At 61.4% G+C, this 24,096-nt stretch carries 15 protein-coding genes, 2 tRNA genes and 1 pseudogene; 5 read left to right on the top strand and 13 right to left on the bottom strand.

The genetic code is table 11. The features are described from left to right. Window positions 1–1,098: 1,098 nt before the first annotated feature. Both BW14_RS06210 and BW14_RS06205 read right to left on the bottom strand, forming a co-directional pair. Window positions 1,099–1,173 (bottom strand) — tRNA-Gln (locus BW14_RS06210). A gap of 38 nt (window positions 1,174–1,211) precedes the next feature. After that, a tRNA-Glu gene (locus BW14_RS06205) sits at window positions 1,212–1,284 on the bottom strand. Between the two features lie 362 nt (window positions 1,285–1,646). Between BW14_RS06205 and BW14_RS06200 the strand changes: the two genes are divergently transcribed. Further along, complete coding sequence (locus tag BW14_RS06200) at window positions 1,647–2,816, top strand: ATP-binding protein (protein ID WP_258186063.1); 1,170 nt, start codon at window positions 1,647–1,649, stop codon at window positions 2,814–2,816. Between the two features lie 497 nt (window positions 2,817–3,313). On the opposite strand, the gene gltX is transcribed toward BW14_RS06200, so the two are convergent. Then, window positions 3,314–4,834, bottom strand: a complete 1,521-nt coding sequence (gene gltX, locus BW14_RS06195) for a glutamate--tRNA ligase (protein WP_140463771.1) — start codon at window positions 4,832–4,834, stop codon at window positions 3,314–3,316. Window positions 4,835–6,112: 1,278 nt separating this feature from the next. Here gltX and BW14_RS06190 point away from each other — a divergent pair. Further along, window positions 6,113–7,963, top strand: coding sequence for a DUF805 domain-containing protein (locus BW14_RS06190; RefSeq protein ID WP_140489634.1), 1,851 nt, complete (start codon window positions 6,113–6,115; stop codon window positions 7,961–7,963). Window positions 7,964–9,145: 1,182 nt separating this feature from the next. Here the strand turns inward: BW14_RS06190 and BW14_RS12530 are convergent. The 5 genes and pseudogenes from BW14_RS12530 to BW14_RS06165 form a co-directional block, all read right to left on the bottom strand. Then, window positions 9,146–9,268, bottom strand: a complete 123-nt coding sequence (locus BW14_RS12530) for a hypothetical protein (RefSeq protein ID WP_375138434.1) — start codon at window positions 9,266–9,268, stop codon at window positions 9,146–9,148. Window positions 9,269–9,270: 2 nt separating this feature from the next. Next, a pseudogene (locus tag BW14_RS06185) lies at window positions 9,271–10,251 on the bottom strand (acyltransferase domain-containing protein); the annotation flags it as partial. 355 nt (window positions 10,252–10,606) lie between these two features. Further along, entirely contained in the window at window positions 10,607–11,605 is a 999-nt protein-coding gene (locus BW14_RS12255) for a D-hexose-6-phosphate mutarotase (RefSeq protein ID WP_258186062.1), read from the bottom strand. 58 nt (window positions 11,606–11,663) lie between these two features. After that, window positions 11,664–13,448 (bottom strand): UDP-glucose--hexose-1-phosphate uridylyltransferase, encoded by a 1,785-nt coding sequence (locus BW14_RS06170; RefSeq protein WP_258186061.1) that lies wholly within the window; start codon window positions 13,446–13,448, stop codon window positions 11,664–11,666. Then, window positions 13,448–14,530 (bottom strand): phosphotransferase enzyme family protein, encoded by a 1,083-nt coding sequence (locus tag BW14_RS06165; protein WP_140489630.1) that lies wholly within the window; start codon window positions 14,528–14,530, stop codon window positions 13,448–13,450. The genes BW14_RS06170 and BW14_RS06165 overlap by 1 nt, the downstream gene beginning before the upstream one ends. 331 nt (window positions 14,531–14,861) lie before the next feature. On the opposite strand from BW14_RS06165, the gene BW14_RS06160 reads away from it, so the two are divergent. Beyond that, on the top strand, window positions 14,862–15,881 hold the full coding sequence (locus BW14_RS06160) for an AraC family transcriptional regulator (protein WP_140463761.1): 1,020 nt from the start codon (window positions 14,862–14,864) through the stop codon (window positions 15,879–15,881). Here BW14_RS06160 and BW14_RS06155 read toward each other — a convergent pair. From BW14_RS06155 to BW14_RS06145, 3 genes are all read right to left on the bottom strand, one after another. Beyond that, a complete protein-coding gene (locus BW14_RS06155) occupies window positions 15,772–17,160 on the bottom strand; it encodes an ATP-binding protein (RefSeq protein ID WP_140463759.1) in 1,389 nt (462 codons plus the stop codon). The genes BW14_RS06160 and BW14_RS06155 overlap by 110 nt on opposite strands. Before the next feature lie 252 nt (window positions 17,161–17,412). Beyond that, the gene (locus BW14_RS06150; protein WP_140463756.1) at window positions 17,413–18,477 is read right to left on the bottom strand and encodes a hypothetical protein; all 1,065 of its coding nucleotides are present in this window, start codon (window positions 18,475–18,477) and stop codon (window positions 17,413–17,415) included. Between the two features lie 118 nt (window positions 18,478–18,595). After that, window positions 18,596–19,255, bottom strand: a complete 660-nt coding sequence (locus BW14_RS06145; protein ID WP_140489628.1) for a histidine phosphatase family protein — start codon at window positions 19,253–19,255, stop codon at window positions 18,596–18,598. A 386-nt stretch (window positions 19,256–19,641) separates the two neighbouring features. Here BW14_RS06145 and BW14_RS06140 point away from each other — a divergent pair, with 386 nt between their 5' ends. Beyond that, window positions 19,642–21,075: an MFS transporter gene (locus tag BW14_RS06140; RefSeq protein WP_140463752.1), complete on the top strand. Its 1,434-nt coding sequence runs from the start codon at window positions 19,642–19,644 to the stop codon at window positions 21,073–21,075. A 315-nt stretch (window positions 21,076–21,390) separates the two neighbouring features. On the opposite strand, the gene BW14_RS06135 is transcribed toward BW14_RS06140, so the two are convergent. Beyond that, a complete protein-coding gene (locus tag BW14_RS06135) occupies window positions 21,391–21,927 on the bottom strand; it encodes a GtrA family protein (RefSeq protein ID WP_044089788.1) in 537 nt (178 codons plus the stop codon). Window positions 21,928–22,072: 145 nt separating this feature from the next. Here BW14_RS06135 and BW14_RS06130 point away from each other — a divergent pair, with 145 nt between their 5' ends. After that, entirely contained in the window at window positions 22,073–22,420 is a 348-nt protein-coding gene (locus tag BW14_RS06130; RefSeq protein ID WP_044089787.1) for a phenylpyruvate tautomerase MIF-related protein, read from the top strand. 108 nt (window positions 22,421–22,528) lie between these two features. On the opposite strand, the gene BW14_RS06125 is transcribed toward BW14_RS06130, so the two are convergent. Continuing rightward, window positions 22,529–24,046 carry a formate--tetrahydrofolate ligase gene (locus tag BW14_RS06125; RefSeq protein ID WP_140463750.1) on the bottom strand — a complete coding sequence of 506 codons (1,518 nt, stop codon included), beginning with the start codon at window positions 24,044–24,046 and terminating at the stop codon, window positions 22,529–22,531. Window positions 24,047–24,096 lie beyond the last annotated feature (50 nt).

Below are 24,096 nucleotides of genomic sequence, written 5' to 3'. Positions count from 1 at the left end.
CCGAGATATTGCCCCGCTGAGAGACCGTCAGCGAGGCAACTTCACCACTGAACCGAGGTTCCGCCCCGCTGAGGAGCCGTCAGCAGGGCGTTTTCTCCGTTGAACCGAGGTTCCGCCCCGCTGAGGAGTCGCCAGCGGGGCGATTTGTCGGCCGACCCGAGATATTGCCCCGCTGAGAGGTGGTGACTGGGGCATTCCTCCCACCCAACCGAGATATTGCCCTGCTAAGAAGCTGTCAGCACGGCAACTTGTCGGCTGACCCTAGGTTCCGCCCCGCTGAGAGGCGGCGACCGAAGCATTCCTCCCACCCGACCGGGATATTGCCCCGCTGACAAGCAGTGACCGGGGCACCTCCACGGCCCAACCGAGGTTCCGCCCCGCTGAATGGCGATAATCGGGGCGATTAATCGGCTGGACCGAGGTTTTGCTGCGCTGCTGACCCTTAACCCTGCCGAATGGCTTTGAGCTGGGCGGGACACCGAAAAGCGGCAACGTGGTCTCGTAAGTTGGTACGAGAAAGAAGTGAAGTCGGCTGGGCATGTGATGACCGTTTCGCTTCGCGGGGTGTTCTCAGTGAAGGCAGCTGGCCGGTTGACGTCCTGATGACTTCGCTGCATGGCGCTGAGCGAAGCCATCAGGGCACATAGCGGCCGTTTCGCCTCGCCGAGGACATGCAGGATGCGGTGCGGACGCTCGTCGCGTGCCACGCCACTGCAATATCGCTCGTATCGCGCAGGCGTGGCACGCGTCGCATATTCACGATTCCCCATAGTGGCGGATTTCCGCGGTTTTGCGATTCGCCGTCCTGCCACGCTGGCGCATACTGCGATTGATTGTGCTGGTGCGGCACGCCCGCGTACCACACCAGCACAAAACAGCCTGTATTGCACCGGTGTGGCACACGGACGGCACATTCCATGCTGTTTGGTTTCAATGCTTGTTCGACAAGGACGTCAGCTTGATACACAATGCCATGCGCATCTGCACCCACCTGTGCCGGCCGCAGCGGAAGCAACGAAGCACGCCTGCACGCGGATAAAAACCGCATTACTTTGCTTACTCCGAAAAACAAAAACCCTCGCATTCCGCGAGGGTCATTGGCTGGGGTGCCTGGACTCGAACCAAGAATGGCTGAACCAGAATCAGCTGTGTTGCCAATTACACCACACCCCAATTTGGCTTGGCGTAGCAACTCATGGAGTTGTCCGTCGTACCCCCAACCGGATTTGAACCGGTGTTGGCGCCGTGAGAGGGCGTAGTCCTAGACCGCTAGACGATGGGGGCATATTCAGTTTTTCAACCGGCTGCTCGGTGAACCGCGCAACAGGTGATTAATATACGCGAGTATCCAACTCAACGCAAATCACGGCGTGTCGCGCGGAATTCCAACGTTTTATGAATCTGCTTCATATTCCATGCGCACACAAACCGTCTTGTCAATCTTCCCCTTCAGCAATCGGCCGTCCGTCATTCCGCCACCATCCGGCGCAAACTACATATCACTTTCAGCGAGCATCATCACTTGAGCACAGGCGCGGCACATAGAACCGTACAATATGGAATAGTAACCAGTAAAATATGGAATAGGCATATTAAAATTACGGACTAGACTTATCGAAATCACGGAATAGCGAGGTAGGCCAATCGTGATCCCACGCGCGATATCAGACAAAATCAGGGAACTGAACTCCAAATTCCCCATCCTTACCATCACCGGCTCGCGTCAAAGCGGCAAAACAACGTTGTCGCAACACCTGTTCCCCGACTACGAATACGTCACGTTGGAGAATCCTTCGGTCCGAGAATTCGCGCGGACAGACACCAAGGCCTTTCTTGAGCGGTACAACAATCACGTAATCTTTGACGAGGCACAACGTGTGCCCGACCTGTTTTCCTATCTCCAAGGCATAGTAGACGATCGCGATGAACCGGGGCAATTCGTCCTGACTGGGTCGCAGAACTTCCTTCTTATGAAGAACATCACGCAATCCCTTGCGGGGCGAGTTGCAGTCACGTATTTACTGCCACTTTCCCACTCCGAAATGGCGAACGCCAACATCAATCTGCCTACTGTATACGACTGGGTGTGGAAAGGAGGATATCCTCGCATGTTCGCATCATCAATCGACCCCAACGACTTCTTTCCGAACTACATCGGCACCTACGTGGAACGTGATATTCGCGAAGAGCTCGGAGTCCGCAAACTCAGCGAATTCCGCAGATTCCTGGTGCAATGCGCGCTGCGCTGTGGAGAAATAGTCAATAACGCCGACCTGGCACGTAACTGCGGAATCGATGGGAAGACCGTTGAGGAGTGGCTTTCCGTGCTGGAGACAAGCTTTATCGCATTCCGGCTTTATCCGTATTACAAGAATTATGGAAAGCGCCTCGTCAAAAGCCCAAAACTGTATTTCTACGACACGGGTCTTGCGGCGAATCTTCTGGCAATGGAGTCTGCGGACGACCTGCGCTTCAGCCAACAACGCGGCAATCTATTTGAAAATGCCGTGGCCAGTGAGATCATCAAACAGTATTATGCCGTCGGCCGCCGTCCCAGACTGTACTACTGGCGTGATTACAGTAAAAAGGAAATCGATTTCATCATCGAAAAGGGCGGAGCGATTCAATACGCCATCGAAGTCAAGGCATCAAGTACCTACGACCCCCACGCCTTCGCCACAATCAGCACCATGGCCGATGTCATGGTACTTAGCAATGACCAACGCATCGTCGTCTACGGAGGAGGACAAAGTCTCGATACCAGCTTCGGGCGTCTGCTCACCATCAACGATATCCCAAGCCTTGTGAATGCGTAACAGGCAGCAATGGGCCCATATACGTTGGGACATGTCCTGACGAGAACATGGCATGACATTATGTCCGATTTCCACGCATGGCTAAGGGAGGAGATAGGACGCAGCGTCGATAAGGCGGCTGCAATCCAGCCCCGAGGCCATCCACTGCGTTCATTAGGTTGTTTGTCATTCATTTGACAGGTGATGCTCAAGCCGTGATGCTCAAGCCGTGATGCTCAAGCCGTGATGGTCAAGCCGACACCACGGAAACCCGCCATTTCAATGATCGGCGCGGCAAGGCATCTACTGGCAAGGCACCTACCTAATGAATGACACATCAACCTCATGAATGAATGTAGCCGATACGTTGAGCGGCGATAACGGCATGGGCGACACTGGTACCGCTCTGAGTACGCGAAAGGCGGGCATCAGTGTGAACAGATGCCCGCCTTTGACTACCCCTCAGTCAGCTTCACTGCCAGCTCCCCTGACAAGGGGAGCTATTCAAAATGCCGGACTCACAGGTGCGCGCGCAGGCCCTTCAGGCGGGCCACGGAAATCGCCTTGCCGACGATCTCCATCGACTCGAACAGCGGCGGGCTCACGCGGCGGCCGGACATGGCCACGCGCACCGGGCCGAATGCCAGACGCGGCTTGTAGCCGCCATCCTCAACCAGCGCCTTATTCAGCGTCTCGTGCAGGGTGTCGGTCTTCCAATCAGCCTCAGGCACGGCCTCGAGCGCCTCGATGGCCTTGTCCAGCACCTCGCCAGCGGAATCCTTGAGCTGCTTGCGGGCGTCGTCGGCGGGTTCGAGGTATTCCTCGGTGGACAGCAAGGAGCCGACCATGCCGGCGACCTCGCCCAGCAGGCGAACGCGCGGCTGCACGAGCGGCGCGGCGGCGGTCAGAATCTCCTGTTCGCGGGCGGTCAAGTCATCCCAGTTGTCGGCGGAAACGACGCCGTCGCGTTTGAGGTACGGGGTGGCGCGACGCAGGAAGTCAGCCGGGTCGAGCATGCGGATGTGCTCGGCGTTGATGGAGATGGCCTTGTCGATGTCGAAGCGGGCCGGATTGGCCTTGACGTCGCGCACGTCGAACTTGGCGATCATCTCGTCCATCGAGAACACGTCGCGGTCGGGCGCGATGGACCAGCCGAGCAGGGCCAGGTAGTTGAGCAGGCCCTCGCGGATAAAGCCGGCGTCGCGGTGGTTGAACAGGTTGGACTCCGGGTCGCGCTTGGAGAGCTTCTTGTTGCCCTGGCCCATCACGTACGGCATGTGGCCGAACAGCGGGGTGGTCTTGGCGATGCCCAGCGCCTCGAGGTAGCGGTAGAGCACGATCTGACGCGGGGTGGAGCTCAGAAGGTCCTCGCCGCGCAGCACGACGTTGATGTCCATCATCGCGTCGTCCACCGGGTTGGTGAGCGTGTACAGGGCGTCGCCGTTCGGGCGCACGATCACGTAATCCGGCACGGAGCCGGCCTTGAATTCGATGCGGCCGCGGATGAGGTCGTCAAAAGCGATGTCCTCGTCAGGCATGCGGATGCGCAGAGCGGGCTTGCGACCCTCGGCGCGGAAGGCGGCCTTCTGCTCCTCGGTGAGGTCGCGGTCGTAGCCGTCGTAGCCGAACTCGGCCGGACGGCCGGCGGCGAGGTTGCGCTCCTTGATCTCCTCCGGGGTGGAGAAGGACTCGTAGGCGTAGCCGGCCTCGAGCAGCTTGGCGGCGACGTCCTTGTAGATGTCGGTGCGCTCGGACTGGCGGTACGGGCCGTGGGGGCCGCCCACGTCGATGCCCTCATCCCAGTCGATGCCCAGCCAGCGCAGGGCTTCGAGGATCTGGTTGTAGCTTTCCTCGGAGTCGCGTGCGGCGTCGGTGTCCTCGATACGGAAAATCAGCTTGCCGCCTGTGGCGCGGGCCTCGGCCCAGTTGAACAGGGCGGTGCGCACCATGCCGACGTGCGGGGTGCCGGTGGGCGACGGGCAGAAGCGAACACGGACGTTCGCGGGGAGTTCAGGTTTGGTGTTTTCAGCATCAGTCATAGTCCACTACTTTAGGACTGCCCTTGGGCAGAATCTCGCTGAGCCGGCTGTCAGCGAGGCAAAACCACTGGCCAGCCGCCGAACCGCCCCACTGACAGCTCCCCAGCGAGGCAAAACCACAACCAAGCCGACGGAATACCCCGGTCACCGCCATTCAACGGAGCAAAACCTCAGCCAGACCGAGGAAACACCCCGCTGAGAGCTCCCCAACGGGGCAGAATCTCGACCCAGCCGAAGGAACACCCCGGCCACCGCCACTCAACGAAGCAAAACCTCGACCAAGCCAACAAAATACCCCGGTCACAGCCACTCAACGGGGCAGAATCTCGATCAAGCCAACAAACCGCCCCACTGACAGCTCCCCAGCGAGGCAAAACCTCGAACAGACCGACGGAATACCCCGCTCACCGCCCGTCAGCGAGGCAAAACCACTGGTCAGCCGCCGAACCGCCCCACTGACAGTTCCCCAACGAAGCAAAACCTCGGCCAGACCGAGGAAACACCCCTGCCACCGCCATTCAACGGAGCAAAACATCGGCCCAGCCAACAAACCGCCCCGCTGAGATATGTCGCTCAGCAGGCGAGGCCGTTGAACAGCGCAGCCCAATCCTGGGATTCATCTTCGCGCGTTTCGTGGAAATCAGCGACGGCACCGTTCGCATTCTTGTAGTCGTTGTTCATCATGTTCCCCTTACTGCCATGCGTCAGAAGCGTCAATTGCTTCCCGGCTCCGTCACCGCAGCCGCGCGCATATTGAATAACTGCAATCACCGTAACACAAATGAACAAAATCGCTCAACAAGCATACATATCAATTTGATAACAATGCACCCCGCGTGCGCCTCCCTCAGCGGGGCCGTGGGAATGCAAGCAATACGAACCACAACGAAAATCTCGGAATACATCTCCACGTACGCCCCGCCTCAACGCAATCGCGAAAACGAAGCCCAAACAGGCCGATAGCCCACCCAGCGACCGCTCCAGCGTCGCCACCCCAACAGGTGGCGCGCCCAGCCCATATGTAGCGGGCTCGATAAGTGCGCATCTGTTCTCTGCCGTCGGCCGTGGGCCTGAGGAAAAGGGCTTGCGACGAACCTCCCGCCCGAAGCAACGGAAACCAGGACCACAGCATCTACAGCATCCAGCACTCATGAAAGAACGCATCAGAACAGTATTCAGACCAATATTCAGACAACATTCCCCTACATTGCTTGGTTTTCCATGAAAAGCTGGAAGAATAGAGATGGACGAATACAGTCCTTGATGAAAGGGGAATCAATGACCGATCCCAGCAATGTGCCGCTGCCGCAAGCGCCAACGCCCGGCAACGCAAGCACAGATTCGCAAGCACACCGCACACCCAACGACAATGCCGCAATGCCGCAGTATGGGCATAACGATTATGCCACTCCGCTCGCTCCCGCCGGTCAGGCCGAGCAACCCGCCCAGCCACAGAACGCGGCTACTCCGTTCGAGCCGCAACAGCCCCAACAACCCCAACAGCCGGCTTATGGCCAGACCGCTCAGCCGCAATATGAGGCGCCGCAGTACGGCCAGTACACACAGCCGCAGAACGCCGCCAACCAGTACGAGCAGTCCACGCAACCGCAATACGGAACCCCGCAATACGGTTACGGTCAGGCGACCCCGCAGACCAGCCAGCCGCAGTACGGAGCACCGCAGTACGGGCAGACCGAGCAGCCCCAGCAGCCGGCATACGGCCAAGCCGCGCCACAGAACGCCGCGAACCCGTTCGACCCCCAGCAGCAGCCGGCCTTCAGCACCCAGTCGCAGTACGGGCAGACCGATTCATCACAGTATGCCGCTCCGCAATACGGCCAGTATGGGCAGTACGGTCAAACGGAGCCCCAGCCGGCCGCCAACCAAGCCGCCGCATACGGGCAAGCCGACCAGCCTCAGTCACAGCCCCAGTACGGCACCCCGCAATACGGCCAGCCCCAGCAGCCCCAGCCCCAGTATGACCAGCAGTCCGGCAACCCATACGGCGCGAACCCGTATGACACCGGCACCGCCAACTCCACCAACGCTGCCGACCCGTACAACGCGAATCCGTACGCCAACCAGTATGGCAACAACCAGTACAACGGCAACCCGTATACCGCCCCGCAGCAACCCTCGGTCTATCCCGCGTCTGCGCAAGCCGCCACAGTGCCGCTGGACCAGCCCTACTATGGCTGCCCCTTCCCGGAGGCGTTCCTGCGCTACTGGAAGAAGTACGCCGTATTCACCGGGCGGGCATCCCGCAGCGAATTCTGGTGGTTCATGCTGGCGTTCCTTGGCATCAACTTCGTACTGGGCACGCTGACTGATGTCACCGACGGCAAGCTCGAGTTCCTCGAAAGCATCTGGAGCATCGGCACACTGGTGCCGAATCTCGCACTGGCAGTCCGACGCCTGCACGACACCAACAGGTCCGGCTGGTGGCTCGCCGGATTCTACGGCGCATTCGTCGCCGGCATCGGTCTGATTATCGCCGGCGGCGCAGGCGCGTTCTTCGGCGGCCTCGGCGGCATGCAGTATGGCGGCACCTACAGTGAGGGCTACGGCGCTATCGCAGCCGGCAGCATTGGCCTGATAGTGGTCGGCGTATTGCTGCTCGCCGCCCCTGGCATCGTGTACATCGTATTCATGGCGCAGGCCAGCAAGCCGGAAGGCGCGCGCTTCGACAAGAATCCTGCCGCGGCAACACCCAATGGCTACGCGCCCACTGATCCCAACGGTTACGCGCCCAATGGTTACGCGTCCAGCGACCCCAATGGTTACGCGCCCACCGGATACGCTCCCGCAGCGCCGACCACGGACGCTTCCTACGGAACTCCGCAGACGTCCGCATATCCGGAATACGGCGCCCCGGCGGCGCAGACACCCGTCTATGGCGAACCGGGCGCGGCCGCGACTCCCGCGACCCCAACCACTCCGGTAGCTTCGGCGACTCCGACAGCACCGACAGCACCGACAGCACCCGCGTACGGCAGCGATGCCAATGCCGCAGCCCCCGCTTGGCAGCAGCCGGCGGCGGCGCCGAGTGAGGCATCGCCCAGCAATACCAACGCCGGCACCGACAACGCCTCTGACAACGCCGGGCAGAAGCCCTGGCAGGGTCAGTGAGCTGATAGCCCCTGGCGATAATCCCTGCTAGGCAGCAGCAGAGCCCCGTTCATACGAGCGGGGCTCTTGTCATATCCTGCACCCCTCCAAGCGCGACTGCATAGACGCGCGATTCCATGGGCATCGGAGAGCAAGCCTGCGGTGCCCGGCGCACACCTGCCCGGTACATACGCACACCCGCCCAACACATACCCGCCCAACACATACCCGGCAGACGCAAGCCCGCTGCACCCAGCGAACGTCCCGCACACGCAAATATGTCCCCGGGAATACCCAAGCCCTCGGCACTAGACACACACCGGGCACGCCCAAACACGCGAAACCCAACACAGACACCCAAACACGCACCGGCTAGCCGGGTGCCAGCCGCCAACCGGTTGTAAGTTCGCGGCTCGACGAGAGCACCGCGAACTTACAACCGGTCAGAAGCCCAATACAGGCTGTATGTTCGCGTCCTAGCGAGAGCACCGCGAACTTACAGCTGATTAAAGACCCGAAACAGGCTGTATGTTCGCGCCATGTTCGTCAGGACGCGAACATACGGTCCGAACTATTCTGGAAAGCAGTCCAAAGCAGCACAGACCGACCCGAAACCAACCCGAACCCACCCAAAATCGGCGTCAACCATGCCCCAAGACATGCATAAGCTATCCGCTCGAACTAGATACCAACCTAGGATCGGGCCGGTCCGCCCCAAACCAACCCGAACCGGCCCGAACAGCATCATCGGCTCATGCATTCGGGCAGTAAGAGGGCTGATAAACGCTCAATTGGACGACAACTCCAGCAACGAGGCGGCTCGCGGCAGTTCACAGCGGCTCATACAACGGCCCACACGACACGGCGACCCATGCAGTGGCTCAAGCGGCGGTCCCCACGTCCCATACGGCACGGCGTTTCGCACGGCATTTCACACAGTGTTTCACGCGGCAACTCACGGCAGTCCATACGGCACCGCGCCCCAGCGGCCCACACGGCACAGCTACCCAGCGGCTCACGATGGTTCAAGGAGGTTCCATGGCGGCCCACACGATGATTCACAGCGGACCCTAACGGCTCACGCGGCGCCACACGGCAGCTCGCACGGCGCCACGCAGCAGCCCCACACGACACAGCGCCACGCAACGGCGCCGCACAGCAGCCCACAGCAGGATCGCATCGGAACGCTGAGCAGACGAGCCGTCACCAGACGAGGACGCCGCCGACATCGCGGACGGTACCGCCGGCGAGCAGGTATCGCTTGAGTCCGCGTTGCAAGCCGGTGCGCTCGGGCAGCTTTTCGGGCGGAACGCATTCGTACCCCATCCGCACACACGTTCAACGATGGCCGAGCCGGGCGTGGCATTGGGGAATTTGGCGAACCGATGCATGAACCTGCAGATGTTACTGTCCGAGCGCGCAATCTGGTCCAGCGCCGGGTCGAGCAGCCAGCTTTCGCAGACGCCGACCGGGGTGAGGCGGCCGAGTTTGTCGAGCAGCGGCTTGGCTTGGGCGATGGAGTAGTCCACAAGCTCGGGTGTCAGCGGCCCGTCAGCGGGGATATGGATATTGGTTGCGGGCATACCGGGTGCCAACAGCAGATCATGGTCGTCGGTCCGCAGACTGGCTGTCTCCCGGCGGATCACCCCGCGTTCGGTATCAATGGGATTACCGGCGATTACACCATCGTCAAATCGCAGACGGGTGACAAAGGCGCGGGAATCGTCGCCCGCGGCCAGCGGCAGCCCCGCCACCGAGACGCGCACGCCGTCGGCGGCCAGAATGACCAGACCACCGTCGCGCGTATCCCGGCACACGTAATACGGCTCAAGAAAAACAGTCGACTCGTACTGCAACCGTCCGATGCGCAGGATATTGCCAGTGAGCGAGAGCAGGTTCCATTCGGTTTCGCTGATGCCCGGACGCCCGGTTTTCTCACGATGCACGTCGGCCCATATCGCGAAATCGCGCAGCGTGGCCCGGACGATGTCGTCCGGCACACCGGCTGACCGCATCGAAGCAACGGAGGACGGCAACAGATCCACCATCACCGCCGCCAGCGTCACATTCGAGCCCTCCGGACGCACCGGGTAGAAGACAGCCACATGGGAACGCAATCGTTCGACCAGCGCGGCGGCGGCAGAAACATTCTTCCTGCGCAGCACAAGCTCGGCGATACCGCTGAGCGACTCCCGGCCGACCTGATCCTCGTGCAGCCATGCGAGCAGCCTCACCGCCGGCTCATACAAATCGGCCGTGATGCCGAAATAGCGCTCGCACAACGCGAAGTCGCAGATATCACCGGTCATACTTCCCATTATTCATCGCATTCATCACATTCGTCGGAGCAGGAAGAGGCAGGTGTCATCGTCGAACATAACTTGGCGAACGACACTTGGCCAACGACACAGATGTCCGCCAGACCACCGCTTTCTGCCTCATTGACGGTTCGATGAGGCAGAAAACCGCATTTCACAGACGCTGCACCTATCTACCGGCACTATCTACCGGCACACGCCCCATTCCCGAGATATGAAAGCTTAGAAAAAGATATACAAAGATAGAAAAGGATTAAAAAGGATATGAAAGGCCGATCCGGTCTCACACCAACGAGAGCATGCCGCAACGCTGTTGATGACTGCGACCGAAAGGTAGCGTCGCCGCTCACGCCACGGTCAGGGTCTGGGAGAGCGTGTGGGAGGCGCCGGGGGCGAGGATGACGGCCTTGTCGCGGCAGACGGCAGCCTCGACGGCTGCGAAACCGCGCCATTCCGCGGCATCCGGACGAGTGTCGGACATCGTCTCTCCGCCCGCCTTGCCGGGGTTCCACACCACGGTCTGCGGGGAGCCGGACTTGGCGATGTGGATGGTGCGGCCCAGCACATCGTCGTGCAGCTCCAACGAGGCATCCGAATAATAGACGCGATTGACTTCGAAGTCGCCGAACGCCACTTCCGAAGTGTCCTGGGTCTTCGGCGGGAACCCCGACTCAGTGGCGTCAAGATACGTGGCGCCCTCAAGGCCGGAGAGGCGCGCGCCATCAAGGTCGCCGACGTGCAGGTACGAATGCAGCGCGGCTTCGAAAGTCATCGGCTCGTCGCCGGTGTTGGTGACGGTCAGGGCCATCGTGAGCGACTGGGACGGCAGTGATTGAGACGGCAATGACCGGGACGGCACAGACACGATAACCGGCGAACCGTTGGCCGATTCAGGCGGTACATGCACTCCAGATGCGGCAGTTTGAGGCTCCGCCACCGCACTGCCACCGCCCAGCGTCACGTCATACACCGCACGGAAATCGGAGGCGGGCTCGTCATCCAGCCACGGCGCATCCCCTGGCTGCAATTGCGCGGCATCGAGGATGAAGCGCGCATGGTCGCCGGTGAAGGATTGCTCATCAAACCGCCAATTCCGGGCGCGCGCGAACCCGTGAATCGGGTTTTTCGCCGTCTGATGGCCGTGCGTGAAGCCGGGACCAAACCACGGGAAGCAGATCGGCACGCCGCCGCCCAGATGCTGCCCCTCCTCGAAGCGCAGCGTGGACGGAGTCCAGATCACCTCCTGACCGCCGGTCGGCACCCAGCTCAGCACGTGTGCAGCGTAATCGCTGATGATCGCGCGGCCGGATGCGGCGTCAAGCGTGCGGACATTGAATGATGTCATATGGTTCGCTCCCCTATTGGTGTCGTGTGTCATTGTATGGCGGCTGCCGCGTTGCAACTCAGTCCTGCTGGGTGAAGCCGAGGTTCTCCAGGAATCGCTGGGTCTGCGGCTTGGTCTTGAACACGGCGGTGTTGCCGAGGATGCGCTCGCAGACGCTGCCGAGCTCGTCGTGCACGGCCGCTGTGATGGCCTCGCGGTCGCGATTGCCGTCCAGCGCGGCGGTCAGTTCATCCCAGACCAGCGCGAACTCGCTCATCGATTCCGGCAGCGGCTCGCCGGCTGCGAGCGCGCCCTCAAGCACACCGAGCTGCGTCACCAATCGTCCGGGCAGGATGAACAGGCCCTGCGCCTCGATCAGGCCCACCGGCTCCTGCTTGATCGGCCAGAATTCGGGGTGCGCGTGGAAGATGCCTTCCGGATACTCCTCGCTGACCGCGTTGTTGCGGAAGATGAGGCTCATCTCATAGCCGCGGTCGGTGATGATGGCGCTCGGCGAGACGGCGGACTGGCGGTTGCCGTCGGCGTCATGGCTGGCGATGTTCGCATCCGCATCATCGTACTGCTGCCAGGCAAGGCGGATCCGGTCGCTGACCTCGATAATCGAGTCGCGGCTCTTGGAGACTACGCGCACTGCTGTGCCGGGCCAGTCGAGAATCTCGACCACGGTGTCCGGATAATCGGCCACCGTGAACGTGGCCCAGGCGGGCGCCTTGAGCATCGGCAGCACTTCGCCACCGCCCTGATAGTGGTCGTGGGCGAGCACCGAGCCGCCGATGCGCGGCAGCGCGGCGTTGCAACCGAGGAAGTAGCCGGGGAAGCGGTCGACGAAGTCGAGCAGATGGCCGAACGTCTCACGGTCCACATGCATCGGTGTATGCTCCATGTTCACGCAGATGCCATGCTGGTGGAAGTAACCGTACGGGGAGAACTGCCAGAACCACTGTTCGCCGCCGAGAGTCATCGGCATGGTGCGCAGCGTGCGCTTGTTACGGCCCGCGAAGCCTTCGTTCTCATGGCAGATCGTGCACTTCGGGTATCCACCGGACACCGCGTTGCCGGCCGCGGCCTTCTTCATGTTCTTGAATTCGGGCTTGGCGAGGTTTATGGTGACGACCAGCCCGTGCGAGTCGAAGCGCGGGTTCTTGTCGAGCACGGCTTTCTTGACGTAGTTGTTGGCCACGCAGTAGCGGTAGAACCAGTGCATCGCCGCCATGCCGCCGTCCGTGCTTTCGGTCTCCTCGAAACTGTCTTCGATGGACGACGGCGTGCCGGACAGCAGTCCCATGATGATGTCCGCGTAGACCGGGCCCTCGTCGTCGGCGAACAGGCCGGCGGAGACGGCGGCGGCGCGGAAGTCGGCGATTAGTGCGTCCGGGTAGGCGAAGGCTTCGCTTTCGGCTTCTTTTGAGGATTCTGTTGAGGCTTCGCTCGCGGCTTCTCTTCCGGCTTCTCTCGCAGCTTCTCTCCCCCAGTCGGCTTCGCCGACAGCCCCCTCATCAGAGGGGGCCGAAGAGGAAGCAGCATCACCGATCACCTCATCAGAGGGGGCCGCATCACCACCGGAGACATCAGAGGGGGCCGGAGAGGAAGTAGCCTGGTATGAGTCAAGGCCGAAGAGGGCGAAGATGTTGTTACGTGTCCAGTCGGCGTCGCGCGGGTCGAGGCCGAGGTTCCGCTCGGCGAACGCGACCAGCGCGTCAATCGAACGGTAGACGGCGGCGAGCGCGGACCGCCCGTCCGCGGCAGCGGCAGCGGCAGTGACGGTAGCAGACGTGGCAACGGCAGCAGCGGACGCGGCAGCCGTAGTATCCACGGCGGCGGGGGCTGTGTGTTCGGCGGTCATCAGCGGGCACCGCCTTCCAGCACGTCGGCTACGATGGCCTGGATTTCGCCGGCCTTGGCCTCCATCTCCTGCACGAGCTTGATCTGCGTGCGGGCGCGCACCAGATTGTGCTCGGCGTACTTGGTGGCGAAGTAGATGTCGCCGGCCAGGTAGTCGGCGAGGAAGCGCATGCCGCATTCCATGGTCATCAGGTTGCCGGCGAACGCGAACAGCTCGCCCTCGCGCGGGGTGACGCTTGCGCGCACGGCACCGACGAAGCCTTCGGCGTAGGCGCGGAAGTATTCGGTGCTGAAGTGCACCTTGTCGAGGTCCTTCTCGTCCTCGAGCGCGGTGGAGGCACCGAAGCGGATGGAGTCGCCGAAGTCGTAGAGCATGGAGCCCGGCATGATGGTGTCGAGGTCGATGATCGCGCGCGCTTTGCCGGTTTCGGCGTCCATGAGGATGTTGTTGAGCTTGGTGTCGTTGTGGGTCACGCGCAGCGGGATGGAGCCGTCCGCGAGACCGTCCGTCACCGTGGCGTACTGGCTCTCATGCGCAAGGAAGAAGTCGATCTCCGACTGGCATGTGGCGGCGCGGCCGAGCTTGTCCTCGGCGAGCGCGGCCTTGAAATCCTCGAAACGATGCGGGGTGTCATGGAAGTGGGCGATCGGCTCGGTCAGCTGCGAAGCGTCGAACTCGGCGAGTGTCTGCTGGAACTCGCCGAACGCGCGCCCGGATTCGCGGAACACGTCCGCATTCGGCACGAGGCTGTAGGAAGTAGTGTTTTCGATGAAGTCGTACACCCGCCAGGCGCCGGAATCGTGAATCGCATAGGTGCCGCCCTCCTTGGTGGGGACGATGTCGAGCGTCTCCTGGCCGCGCTCGCGCAGGAACGCGGTGACCAGTTCGATGTTGCGCATGAGTCCCTTGGTGTCCGGGAAGATACTCGTGTTCATCTTCTGCAGGATGTACCGACGCTGGTTCGTGACCAGCAGATAGGTGACGTTGATATGACCGTCGCCGTACGGTTCGATGCTTTCGACCTCGCCTTCCAGCTGGAACAGGTCGGCGACTGCCGCGAGCTCGGGGTCAAGGTTTGCCATGATGATGTCCTTCTGTCGTTCGTGCGATATGCCACCGAGTCGTCCTGTCCGTTCAGCATTCCTCGGTTTCTGGTTTTTATTTAAACACAGCGTTGTTTGCCAACCACAGTGCCGCAGTAGCCAATAATCGTTGATATTACTGGGATTTCAGTGGTTTTTATGGCTTACAGTACGGTTCACTCCAGCACAATTTCCAGCACCATCAGAACAACTTTTTGATATGCTCAAGGTGACTGCGAATAGACTCCCCTCAGTCCGCTTCGCCTCACCGTAGGTGACTGAGTGAGAGCGAAGGAAGCAGAACAAGAGGCGGCAGCGGAAGGGAACGAGTATGACACCGGTCGAGCATCATGTGGACGCGGCGGTCTCGCATTACTTCGTGTATGTGCCCAGCCGCAATGCGATGCGCATGTTCCTCTACCCCACGCGCATCGGTCTATACCGTTATCTCAAGGGCTATTGGCTCAATCGCGGCTCGTTCGACAGCTTCATCCTCATGGCCATCTACAACGGCACGTTCGTCTTCACGGTGAACGGACGGCGATCGGTGGCGCGCACCGGTGATCTGGTGCTGCTCGACTGTCATGCGCCCAACGTGTACCAAGCCAAGGCCGAAACCGACTGCACGCTGCTGTGGATGCATTTCGACGGGCGTTTGGCACGTGATTATTTCGAGGCCATCCATGACGACCTGGGCGATGTGATCACGTTGCGGCGCGCCACCTACGCCATCAGCCGATTGCGCATGATCTACGATATGTTCGCCGAGGAGCGCAAGGTGGACGAGGCACGCATGTCCCTCATCATCACCGAAGTGCTCACCGAATGTCTGACGGACGGCGTCAGCGCCGGCAGCCCCTCAGCATTCGAAGACAACAGACGGCCCGGTACCGAACCGACCGACGTGCGTACAGGCGAAAACGCCGGGCGCAACGACAAGCGCGGCAGCAGCTACAACCAGCATGCCATCGAGGAGACGCTCTCGTACATCGCCACGCATCTGAGCGAGCCACTGCCGGTGTCCCAGCTCGCGGCGATGGCGCTGATGAGCGAGTACTACTACATCCGCGTATTCCGGCAGGTCACCGGCTACACCCCGCACACCTACATCGTCAACGCGCGCATGCACGCGGCGAAATACATGCTCTTGACCGGCGATGCGACGCTGAAGGAGATCTGCGCCGCCTGCGGCTTCTCCTCCACCAGCGCCTTCTGCGCGTCGTTCAAGAAGCGCTTCGGCGTCACGCCCCTGACGTTCCGCGCATCCGCAAAAACCAGCGCCATGCCGGAATCTGATGAATCACGCGCCCATCCTGCTCGTAATCGCGCTCCTCACCATCGCCCACAATAACGATGCTTTCCTTCATATCCCGCTCCGCCATCATCTCCCATAATGCGCGCGTCTCGCGCCGGACAGTCGCCTCATCATCCATGTTCATCGTGACCTGATACAGCTCGTACGTCTCGCTCTGCAGAGCGTCGCCTACGACGAAATCGACTTCATACCCATGCTCACGAGTGCGATACGAAGCAATACCGTCACGCCGGAAACCGACATTGCGGCGTCGCAATTCCAGATACACCGCCTCTTCCAAACGCTGACCTTCATCACGGACGCCCGCGCTCGCCACTGCAGCAGCGAGGCCGGAATCTATGGCATACACCTTGGGCATTGCCGTGGTCCGTTCGCTGAGCGCCATCGAGAATTCACGCAATCGGAACAGCAGGTAAGCATCTTCGAAATATCCGATGAGGTCTCCGAGCATCTCCCGACTCGCGGGCATGCCGGCTGAACGCAGATCATTCTCGACCTTGCGCAATGACAGCTGTTTGCCATTGGAACCCAGCGCACGCCGCGCCAGAGCGGAAGCGACCCTGGGACGAGAAATATCATGACGCTCCACCACGTCCCGCAGCACCACGCGTTGCACATACGACTGCAACAGGGCGATTCTCTGCGGGTCAGGAAGCTCCTGGACCGCAGGGAAACCTCCGACAATCAGGTAACGTTTCATAGCGTTCTGCAACAGGAGCCGCTCCTCGAGAGAGTACGCCTTGACACCGTCGTCGCCCGCATCCAGTGTGACAGAGTCGACGACATCATTCGCACGCACGAATTCCCGGAAGGAATACGGCAGCAATTCGAAATCCAAGGCCCGCCCACGAAACTCCGTTGTTATCTCATTCGAGAGCATCTTGGAGGAGGAGCCGCTGATATAAATCGTGGCCTTGGTGTTATCCACAACACGGCGCAGCCACGCCCCCCAGTCACGCATCTCCTGCAACTCATCGAAAAACAGGTATACGCCTTCGCGCAAGCCCTCTGGATGCGCCGCATAAAACGCTTCCAGCACTTCATCTCCAGTGGCAGGAGTGACTGACCCTAAACGATCGTCTTCAAAATTGAAATAGCAGATGCGGCTCCACGGGATGCCCGACTCATGCAGCATTTCCATTTCCTGAAACAGGCGATAGCTTTTGCCGCTACGCCGCATGCCGGTCACTACCTTCACCAGATTGCCAGCCTTTGGCGCCAACGGTTTTCCCAAATCCAAATCACGCGCGACGATTGGCTGAAAGTCCTTTATCGTGAAGCTTGCCAGCTTTTCCGCAATCACTGGATTTGTCATGAAGACCTCCAAACGCTCCCCGTGATACTCCTCGCAATACGATATTGGTCACTTCATATTACCAGTTTTACAGAAACTGGTAACTCTACATGACCAGTTTACTGAAAATCGGCAAAGTGAGATGACCAGTTGTTGCAAAACTGGCCACGGGAAGTGACCAGTTTGGGGATTATCGGTTGCCGCAGAGGGCGACGAGAGCCGTGGGACATTCATGCGGAACACTGCAGCATGCGTACAGGCACAGTAGGAGCGCTACAGCTCCACGGTCTCCTTGGTGGGGTCGTCCTTGATGTGCGCGAACTTTGCGGCGAGGGCCTCCTTGTTGCGCTTTTCGTCCTCCTCCTTGGCCTTCTTCTTGGCCTCGGCGGGGTCCCACAGCACATCCTCGCGGTGCTTGGCCCACTCGGTGCCGGCCAGCGGCGCGATGATGGCCGCGGTGGCGTCCAGCGTATCGGCAGTATCGGTGGCGGCAGCACGGGCCTTGACCAGTTCCAGCAGCTGGCTGTCGGTCAGGCAGATGCGCGGGATGGCGCACTGCTCGCGCAGTTCGTTGACGTACAGCAGAATCGGCAGCGACTGGGCGGCCACGCGGCGGGCCGTAGCGTCATCGAGCACGGTGGCGGTATTGGCAGCAGTGTCAGCAACAGCACTGTCCGCGCCGGCCGCAACCGTAACGCCCGGCACATGCGCGGCCACCACTGCCAGCAGCGCATCGCACACGGCGAGCGCGGTGGCGAAGCGGTGGGCCACGGCGGCAGGGTCGGCCGAGCCGGCAAGTCGGTCACCGTCCTCGTCTGAGGCGGGCGAATCATCTCCTGCGGCCCCGGCGGACGCAGCATCCTCGGCACCCGCTTCACCCGCGCCAGCCGCATCGGCCTCGATATGCCGCTCGACCGCATCGATGGCCTCGCGAACCTCAGAACGAACAGACTCATCCCATTCGACGCCCAACGCCTCGGCGGCGGCAAACACCAATGCGGCGTTTCCGGTTTCGGAGTAGTCGAGCATCGTATCGTAGGCATCGTTGGCGGCGAGCAGCGTGTCGACAATAGACTGCGGGCGGCCCGGAATCTCGTCCGCGCCCTCGTAGACGAATTCGGCGTCCGGCACAGTAACATCCGCACCGGTCAGGATGCGGGCGAACGCACGGGTGATGCGCACCTGCAGGTTCTCGGCGTATTTCGCATCGTTGTCCATCTGCATGGCCTTCGTCAGCGGCCACAGGGCGATAAGCCGCGCCCCGGTTTCCGAGGCCTCGCGCACCGCCGGCAGCGCCGCCACGCGGTCGATTGCCTCTCGATTCAGTTCAACGGTCATGTCATGCTCCTTTGCTCGAGTCCCACGCCCCTCAGCGGGCCGGCCAGTTCTTCCAACGATTGTAGTGCGCCATGCCAGTGGTTCGCTCACGCATTCCCGGCTTCTCCGGCAAAATACGTCAGTTGATGGCTGCTGCGGGATCCACATACGTGATGGACATCACACGGCCGGTCTCGTTGTCGTAGGTCACGGACGTGACGGACGCGAGCGCGGTGTGCCGCAGGAACATCCAATGCTCCGGGTGTCCGGTCTCCAGATAATGACGATAGGACCAGATCGGCGACTCGTGGCTGACCACCACAATCTGCTGACCGGGGTGCTGAGCTACCTTCTCACGAGCAAAAGCGTCCATGCGCGCCGCAATGTGCTGGTAGGACTCGCCCCAGCTGGGCTTGTACAGGTTCAGGACTAGCTTCCAGTTGCCGTTGCGCCACAATGCGCCCTCGCCATGGCCGATCCGCTTGCCCCGGAATTCGTTGCCGGCCTCGATCACTCGCTCGTCGGTGGTGAGTTCGAGCGGAGCTTCGCCTCGCTCCCCGCGCACGGCGTTGAGCGCGTCGATGATCGCGCCGGCGGTCTCGCGCGTGCGATCGAGCGGGGAGGAATACACGGCGGCAATCGTATTGGTCTGCGGATTGGAGGCCAGATAGTCGGCCGTGGCCTGGGCCATGCGACGGCCCACGTCGGACAGATGGAAGTCGGGCAGACGCTCGTAGAGCAGGTGGTCGGGGTTGTACACCTTGCCGTGGCGGACGAAGTGGATGGTGGTGGCGGTCATCGGCGGGCCTCCTTCAGGAACTTGCCGGGCAGGGTCGCGGCGTCATCAGCAATACCAATCAACCCAATCAACAATGGCATAATCCCTATCCTATTGCCGGCGCTTTCGCCACGGCACAGACACAGTCCGCGCATCGCCGGCGCTCTTGTCTAGCACGACATCGCTGGCGTATCGCCCAAGGCAAAACCCAACCGATAATCCTTAATTACCGCGTGTCAATCCAAGCCAACACATAGAGTAGCGTTGACGCAAATATGCATAGCGGCATAAGCCACGCAAACTTTGCGCACCCAGGACAGACACATCATTCGATGAGGGCTTCGCCGGCCAACGCCAAGGGCGGCGAGGGACATCCAATCGGGAGCGGAAAGGAGCGTAGTGCTGTAATGTCCAATGCGAACACCGTCACGGCCGCCATCAAGGAAGTCGGACATAAGGTTTTTGGCGGGTATGCCGAGCTGCTGCGCATCCCGCACACCGCGCGTTATTCGATCGGCGGCGTGATCGCCTGCATGCCGTTCCCGATGATCGGCATGACCATCACCATCTCCGTGCAGCATTACTATGGCAACTATTCGCTGGCCGGCATGCTCACCGCCGTCCAGGCGATTGCGCTGGCCATCTCCACTCCGCTGCTCGGCAAGCTGACCGACAAGTTCGGCCAGCGGCAGGTCTCCATACCGACGATCATCGTGTGGATCGTGGCAGCCATCGCGTTGACCACCTCCATCACCAACCGCGCGCCTGAATGGGTGCTGTACTGCCTGACGCCGTTCCTGGCAGCCATCCCGCCGTGGGGCGCGATGAGCCGCGCCCGCTGGACCAAAATCCTCAAGGGCGACCGCGAACGGACCGACCGCGCGCTCTCGCTGTGCGGCGTGCTCGACGAATGCATGTGGGTGGTCGGCAACCCGCTGGCCTCCACGCTGGCCGTGATCTCCGGCCTGCTGGCGTTCTCGTTCACCGGCATGTGCGTGGTGGTGGGCGCGTTGATGTTCCTGACGGAACTGACCACCGAGCCACCGTCACAGACCGTGTTGGCACGCCGGGAAGGCATCACCCGCAAGGAATACCGCGAGCGCGAGGCCGCCAAAGCCGAGGCGCTGCGAGTGGAGACCGCGGCCGAGGAGACGCGCCGCCGTCTCACACGCGACGGCGTGACCGATGAGGCGCAAATCCGGGCAGCGATCGACAAGGCTGTGGCGGATGCGCGCTCCGGCAAGAAGGCGTCCATCTGGGGCCCCGGCCTGATCGCCGTGTGCGTGACCTGGTTCGGTTTGGGCGCATTCCAGTCGGCCGCCGGCATCTCGATCATCGCGTTCGCCACCGAATCGAACATGAAGCAGTACACGGGCTTCGTGTTCGCCTGCTTCTCCATCAGCTCGCTGATGGGCGCGCTGGTGTATGGCGCGAAGAACTGGTCGATTGCCTTGTGGAAGCGCTTCTACTTCTGCCTGGCCGTGGTGAACCTCGGCATCGGCACGTTCATGTTCGCCAAGCACCTGTGGGTGATCATGATCATCTACCTGATCATCGGCGTCTGCCAGGCCCCCACGTGGATCAACGGCAACCAGCTGATGCTGCACCTCGTGCCGCCGTCACGCCTGACTGAGGGCATGGCGTGGATGGGTGCGATGAACTCCATCGGCGCTTCGGCCGGCTCGGCGATCGCCGGCCAGTTCATCGACCGTATGGGCTCGCACGGCGGCTTCATGGTGGTGACGGTGCTTGCGCTGGGTTCGCTGGCGATCGCGCTGATCGGCTTCAAGCAGATCAAGAGCTCCACCGAGCAGCCGACGCTGACCGAAGTGGCGGTGTGAGCGCTCGCGCGGGGCGCGTAAGCATGGCGGCGCGCGACGAGCGTAGTGCGCAGCGCGTGTAGTGCTGTGGTGCGCGGCATGCGTGTAGCGGGGGCGGAAACCCGTGGGATGCGAGTGCAGAACAGGCCTTGGTGTCGTTGCATCCCGCAACCCAACAGACATCACAAATTCACAATGGCGGAATTCCACTGTTTTCCGCAATACAAAACGGGACGTAAGTGCACTCAATCGGTTGAGCGCGCTTGCGTCCCGCATGGCCGTGGGACGCAAGTGCAGAAATACGGATTCTGCGCTTACGTCCCGAAGGTATGTCCGTTACTTCGGCCAGCCCTTCGGCGTGTGCTCCAGCGACCAGACGCCAAGCTTGTGGGAGAAGCTGTTCTGCCACTTGGCTTCAAGCTCTTCGGCGCTCAGCTTGTTTTCTGCGGAGCGCAGACGGTTCATCGCATTGGTATGGGTGTCGTCGAGCAGCCACTTGCGGATGAGGAAGTTCCAGACCATCACCACGGCGGTGGCCACCAGTTTGCCGACGTTCGTGCGCAGCAGGTATTCGGCATGCTGCGAGACATAGGCATCATGGTTCATGCCGTAGGTCGCCAGCCAGATGATCGCATCGTTCATGAACAGGCCCACGACCGCGCCCGCCACGAAGATGACGATCTCCATCCAACGGGCCATGTCGTCGCGGTGCTTGAACACGAACTTCATGCTCGCCAAGTAGTTGAAGATCAGCGAGATGATGAAGGAAATGGTTGCGGCAAGCACATTGTGCATGTGGAATACGCCGACCAGAAGATTGAGGATGCCCCAGTCGATGATGAAGGCGATGACGCCCACAATGCCGAACTTCATAAGCTGTGCAATCAGTTTTCTCACAGTGGGTATTCAACACTACCGGGCTGACTGTTGGTCGGGTATCACAGGGAAAGGCCAATAATCTCCGCAATTGCGTTCAGGGCTACACTGGAGAAGCGAAACGAACGATCAAGGAGGAATCATGCCTGTCATCCATACCCACGTCTCCGTGAAGACCACCCCCGAGCAGCGCGAGGCGCTCAAGGCCGCATACGGCAAGGCCATCACCGCCGTGCCCGGCAAATCCGAAGGCTGGCTGATGTGCCCGTTCGAGGACGAGATGCCCATTTACTTCGGCGGCTCGGACGACCAGCCCGCCGCCTACGTGGAGGTCAACGTGTTCGGCCGCTCCGTGCCGAGCTCGTCCTGGGAGAAGCTCACCGAATCCATCATGGCCGCGCTGAACTCCACGCTGGGCATTCCCGAGGACCGCACGTACATCCGCTACACCGCCACCACCGACTGGGGATGGAATGGCGGCAACTTCTAGTTGTCACCATTTCTTCGCGGCAAAGCCGCTCACAACCCCTGAAAACCGGAAAGCCCACCGCTTTGGTGGGCTTTCTCCGTTAGTAGGGCTTGGTGAAGAGTGAACGGATCACACGATCTTCGGCATCGGGGTGGTGAGGCTGGTGGTGAGGTTCACGTGCACCAGACCGGCGCCGGCATGCACTTCGACCTTCTTCAACGTCACGGTACGCTCGTCTTCCGGGGCGCGGTCGTTGTCGGTCATCGTGGCCGGGGACTTGACCGCCACGAACGCCAGATCGTCCAGCGAGATACCCGCGCTCTGGCACAGGGCCATCGCTTCGGCGACGGAATCGGTGAAACCGGGCTTGTAGAGCACACGCTCGGCCGGCACGCCATAAGCGTGCTCCGCCACCCACTTGGCGTTCTCGGTCAGAGCCATGCCCTTGTGAGAGTGCGGCTCGGCCGGCATGGAGCCGTTCTCAAGCACGTCCACGAAGGCGTCAAGCTGCGGGGCCAGCGCCTCGCCACCGTCACGGAACAGGTTGCCGATGATCGGCGTGCGGAATTCCAGTTCCGCAGCGGTCTCCTTGAGCGACGGAATCTGGTCATCCTCGCCCTCCCACAGGTTGATGAGCGGGAAGGTCGGGATATCGAGGCCTTCGAGGCGCTGCACATGGAACGGGTAGCGCCACGCCAGATCAGGGTCGTCGCGCCACGTGGAGGCGCGGGTCACGACAACCGCGGCGGACGGCCACTGCGCACCGTATTCGCGGCAGGCGATGTCCAGCCACTTCTGCGCGCCCGCGTCGGTGCCGTAGCCGGCCTCGACAATCACGACGTCGTGCAGCGCGCAGGCCATCTCCACGCTGACCAGCGTCGGGATGCCGATGGACACGTTGGCGAACGGGCCGCCGTGCACGTACACCGGAGAGCCGTTCACGGTTTCGGTGAGCGCCGGCTTGACGGCGTCGGCGAGGATGCCGGTGATACGCCACAGGTCGACGAATTCGCCGAAGGTCACGGCCTTGCCGTCCTTGGTGCCGGCGATCATTTTGGACACGCGCTCGGCAATCTCATCCATCGAGCGGGACAGCACCACGATCTGCATGAGCTCGCAGGTTGGGGTGAGCACAACCTTTTCCGCCACGTCACCCTTGCCGTAATCCACGGCGATGGAGCGCAGGGAGCGGCTCGGCACTTCGGAGACGCGCGGCACGAGGATATCGTCCAGCTTGTCTTCGTCCACGGCCTTCTCGGCGAAGGAGACGAGCAGGTTCTGGGCCGCCTCGATGGCGCCCATCTCGCCGCACAGGCCCCAGTCGATGAGCTCCGGGTGGGTCAGGGATGCCTTGCCGCCACCGGAGGCGCCGCCCTTGGAGCCGGCTGCGGTGATGCCCATGCTGGGCTGGCGCAGCACGGCGGCCGCGTCGATGCCGCGCTTGTTGAGCGCGTCGATAAGGGCGATGGTGGTGGTGGTCTTGCCCTCACCGCGCGACGCCTTGAGCGGCGTATCGGCGGTGACGAGCACGACCTTGCCGTGCTTGCGCGGGGCGTCCGGGTTGTCGGCCAGGTACTTCAGGTAGCCGAATGCGTCGATTTTCTTGACCAGGCCGTACTGGCTGGTGAAGTCTGCGATGGTGGTCATATAAACGCCTTTCTGTGTTTGTGGTGGGGCAGTCCATCTCGGCTCCCCTT

This window comes from Bifidobacterium sp. UTBIF-68, from assembly GCF_006408855.1.
Classification (GTDB): domain Bacteria; phylum Actinomycetota; class Actinomycetes; order Actinomycetales; family Bifidobacteriaceae; genus Bifidobacterium; species Bifidobacterium reuteri.
Note: the sequence above shows the minus strand (reverse complement) of the source record. Positions and strands in the feature narration are given on the sequence as shown.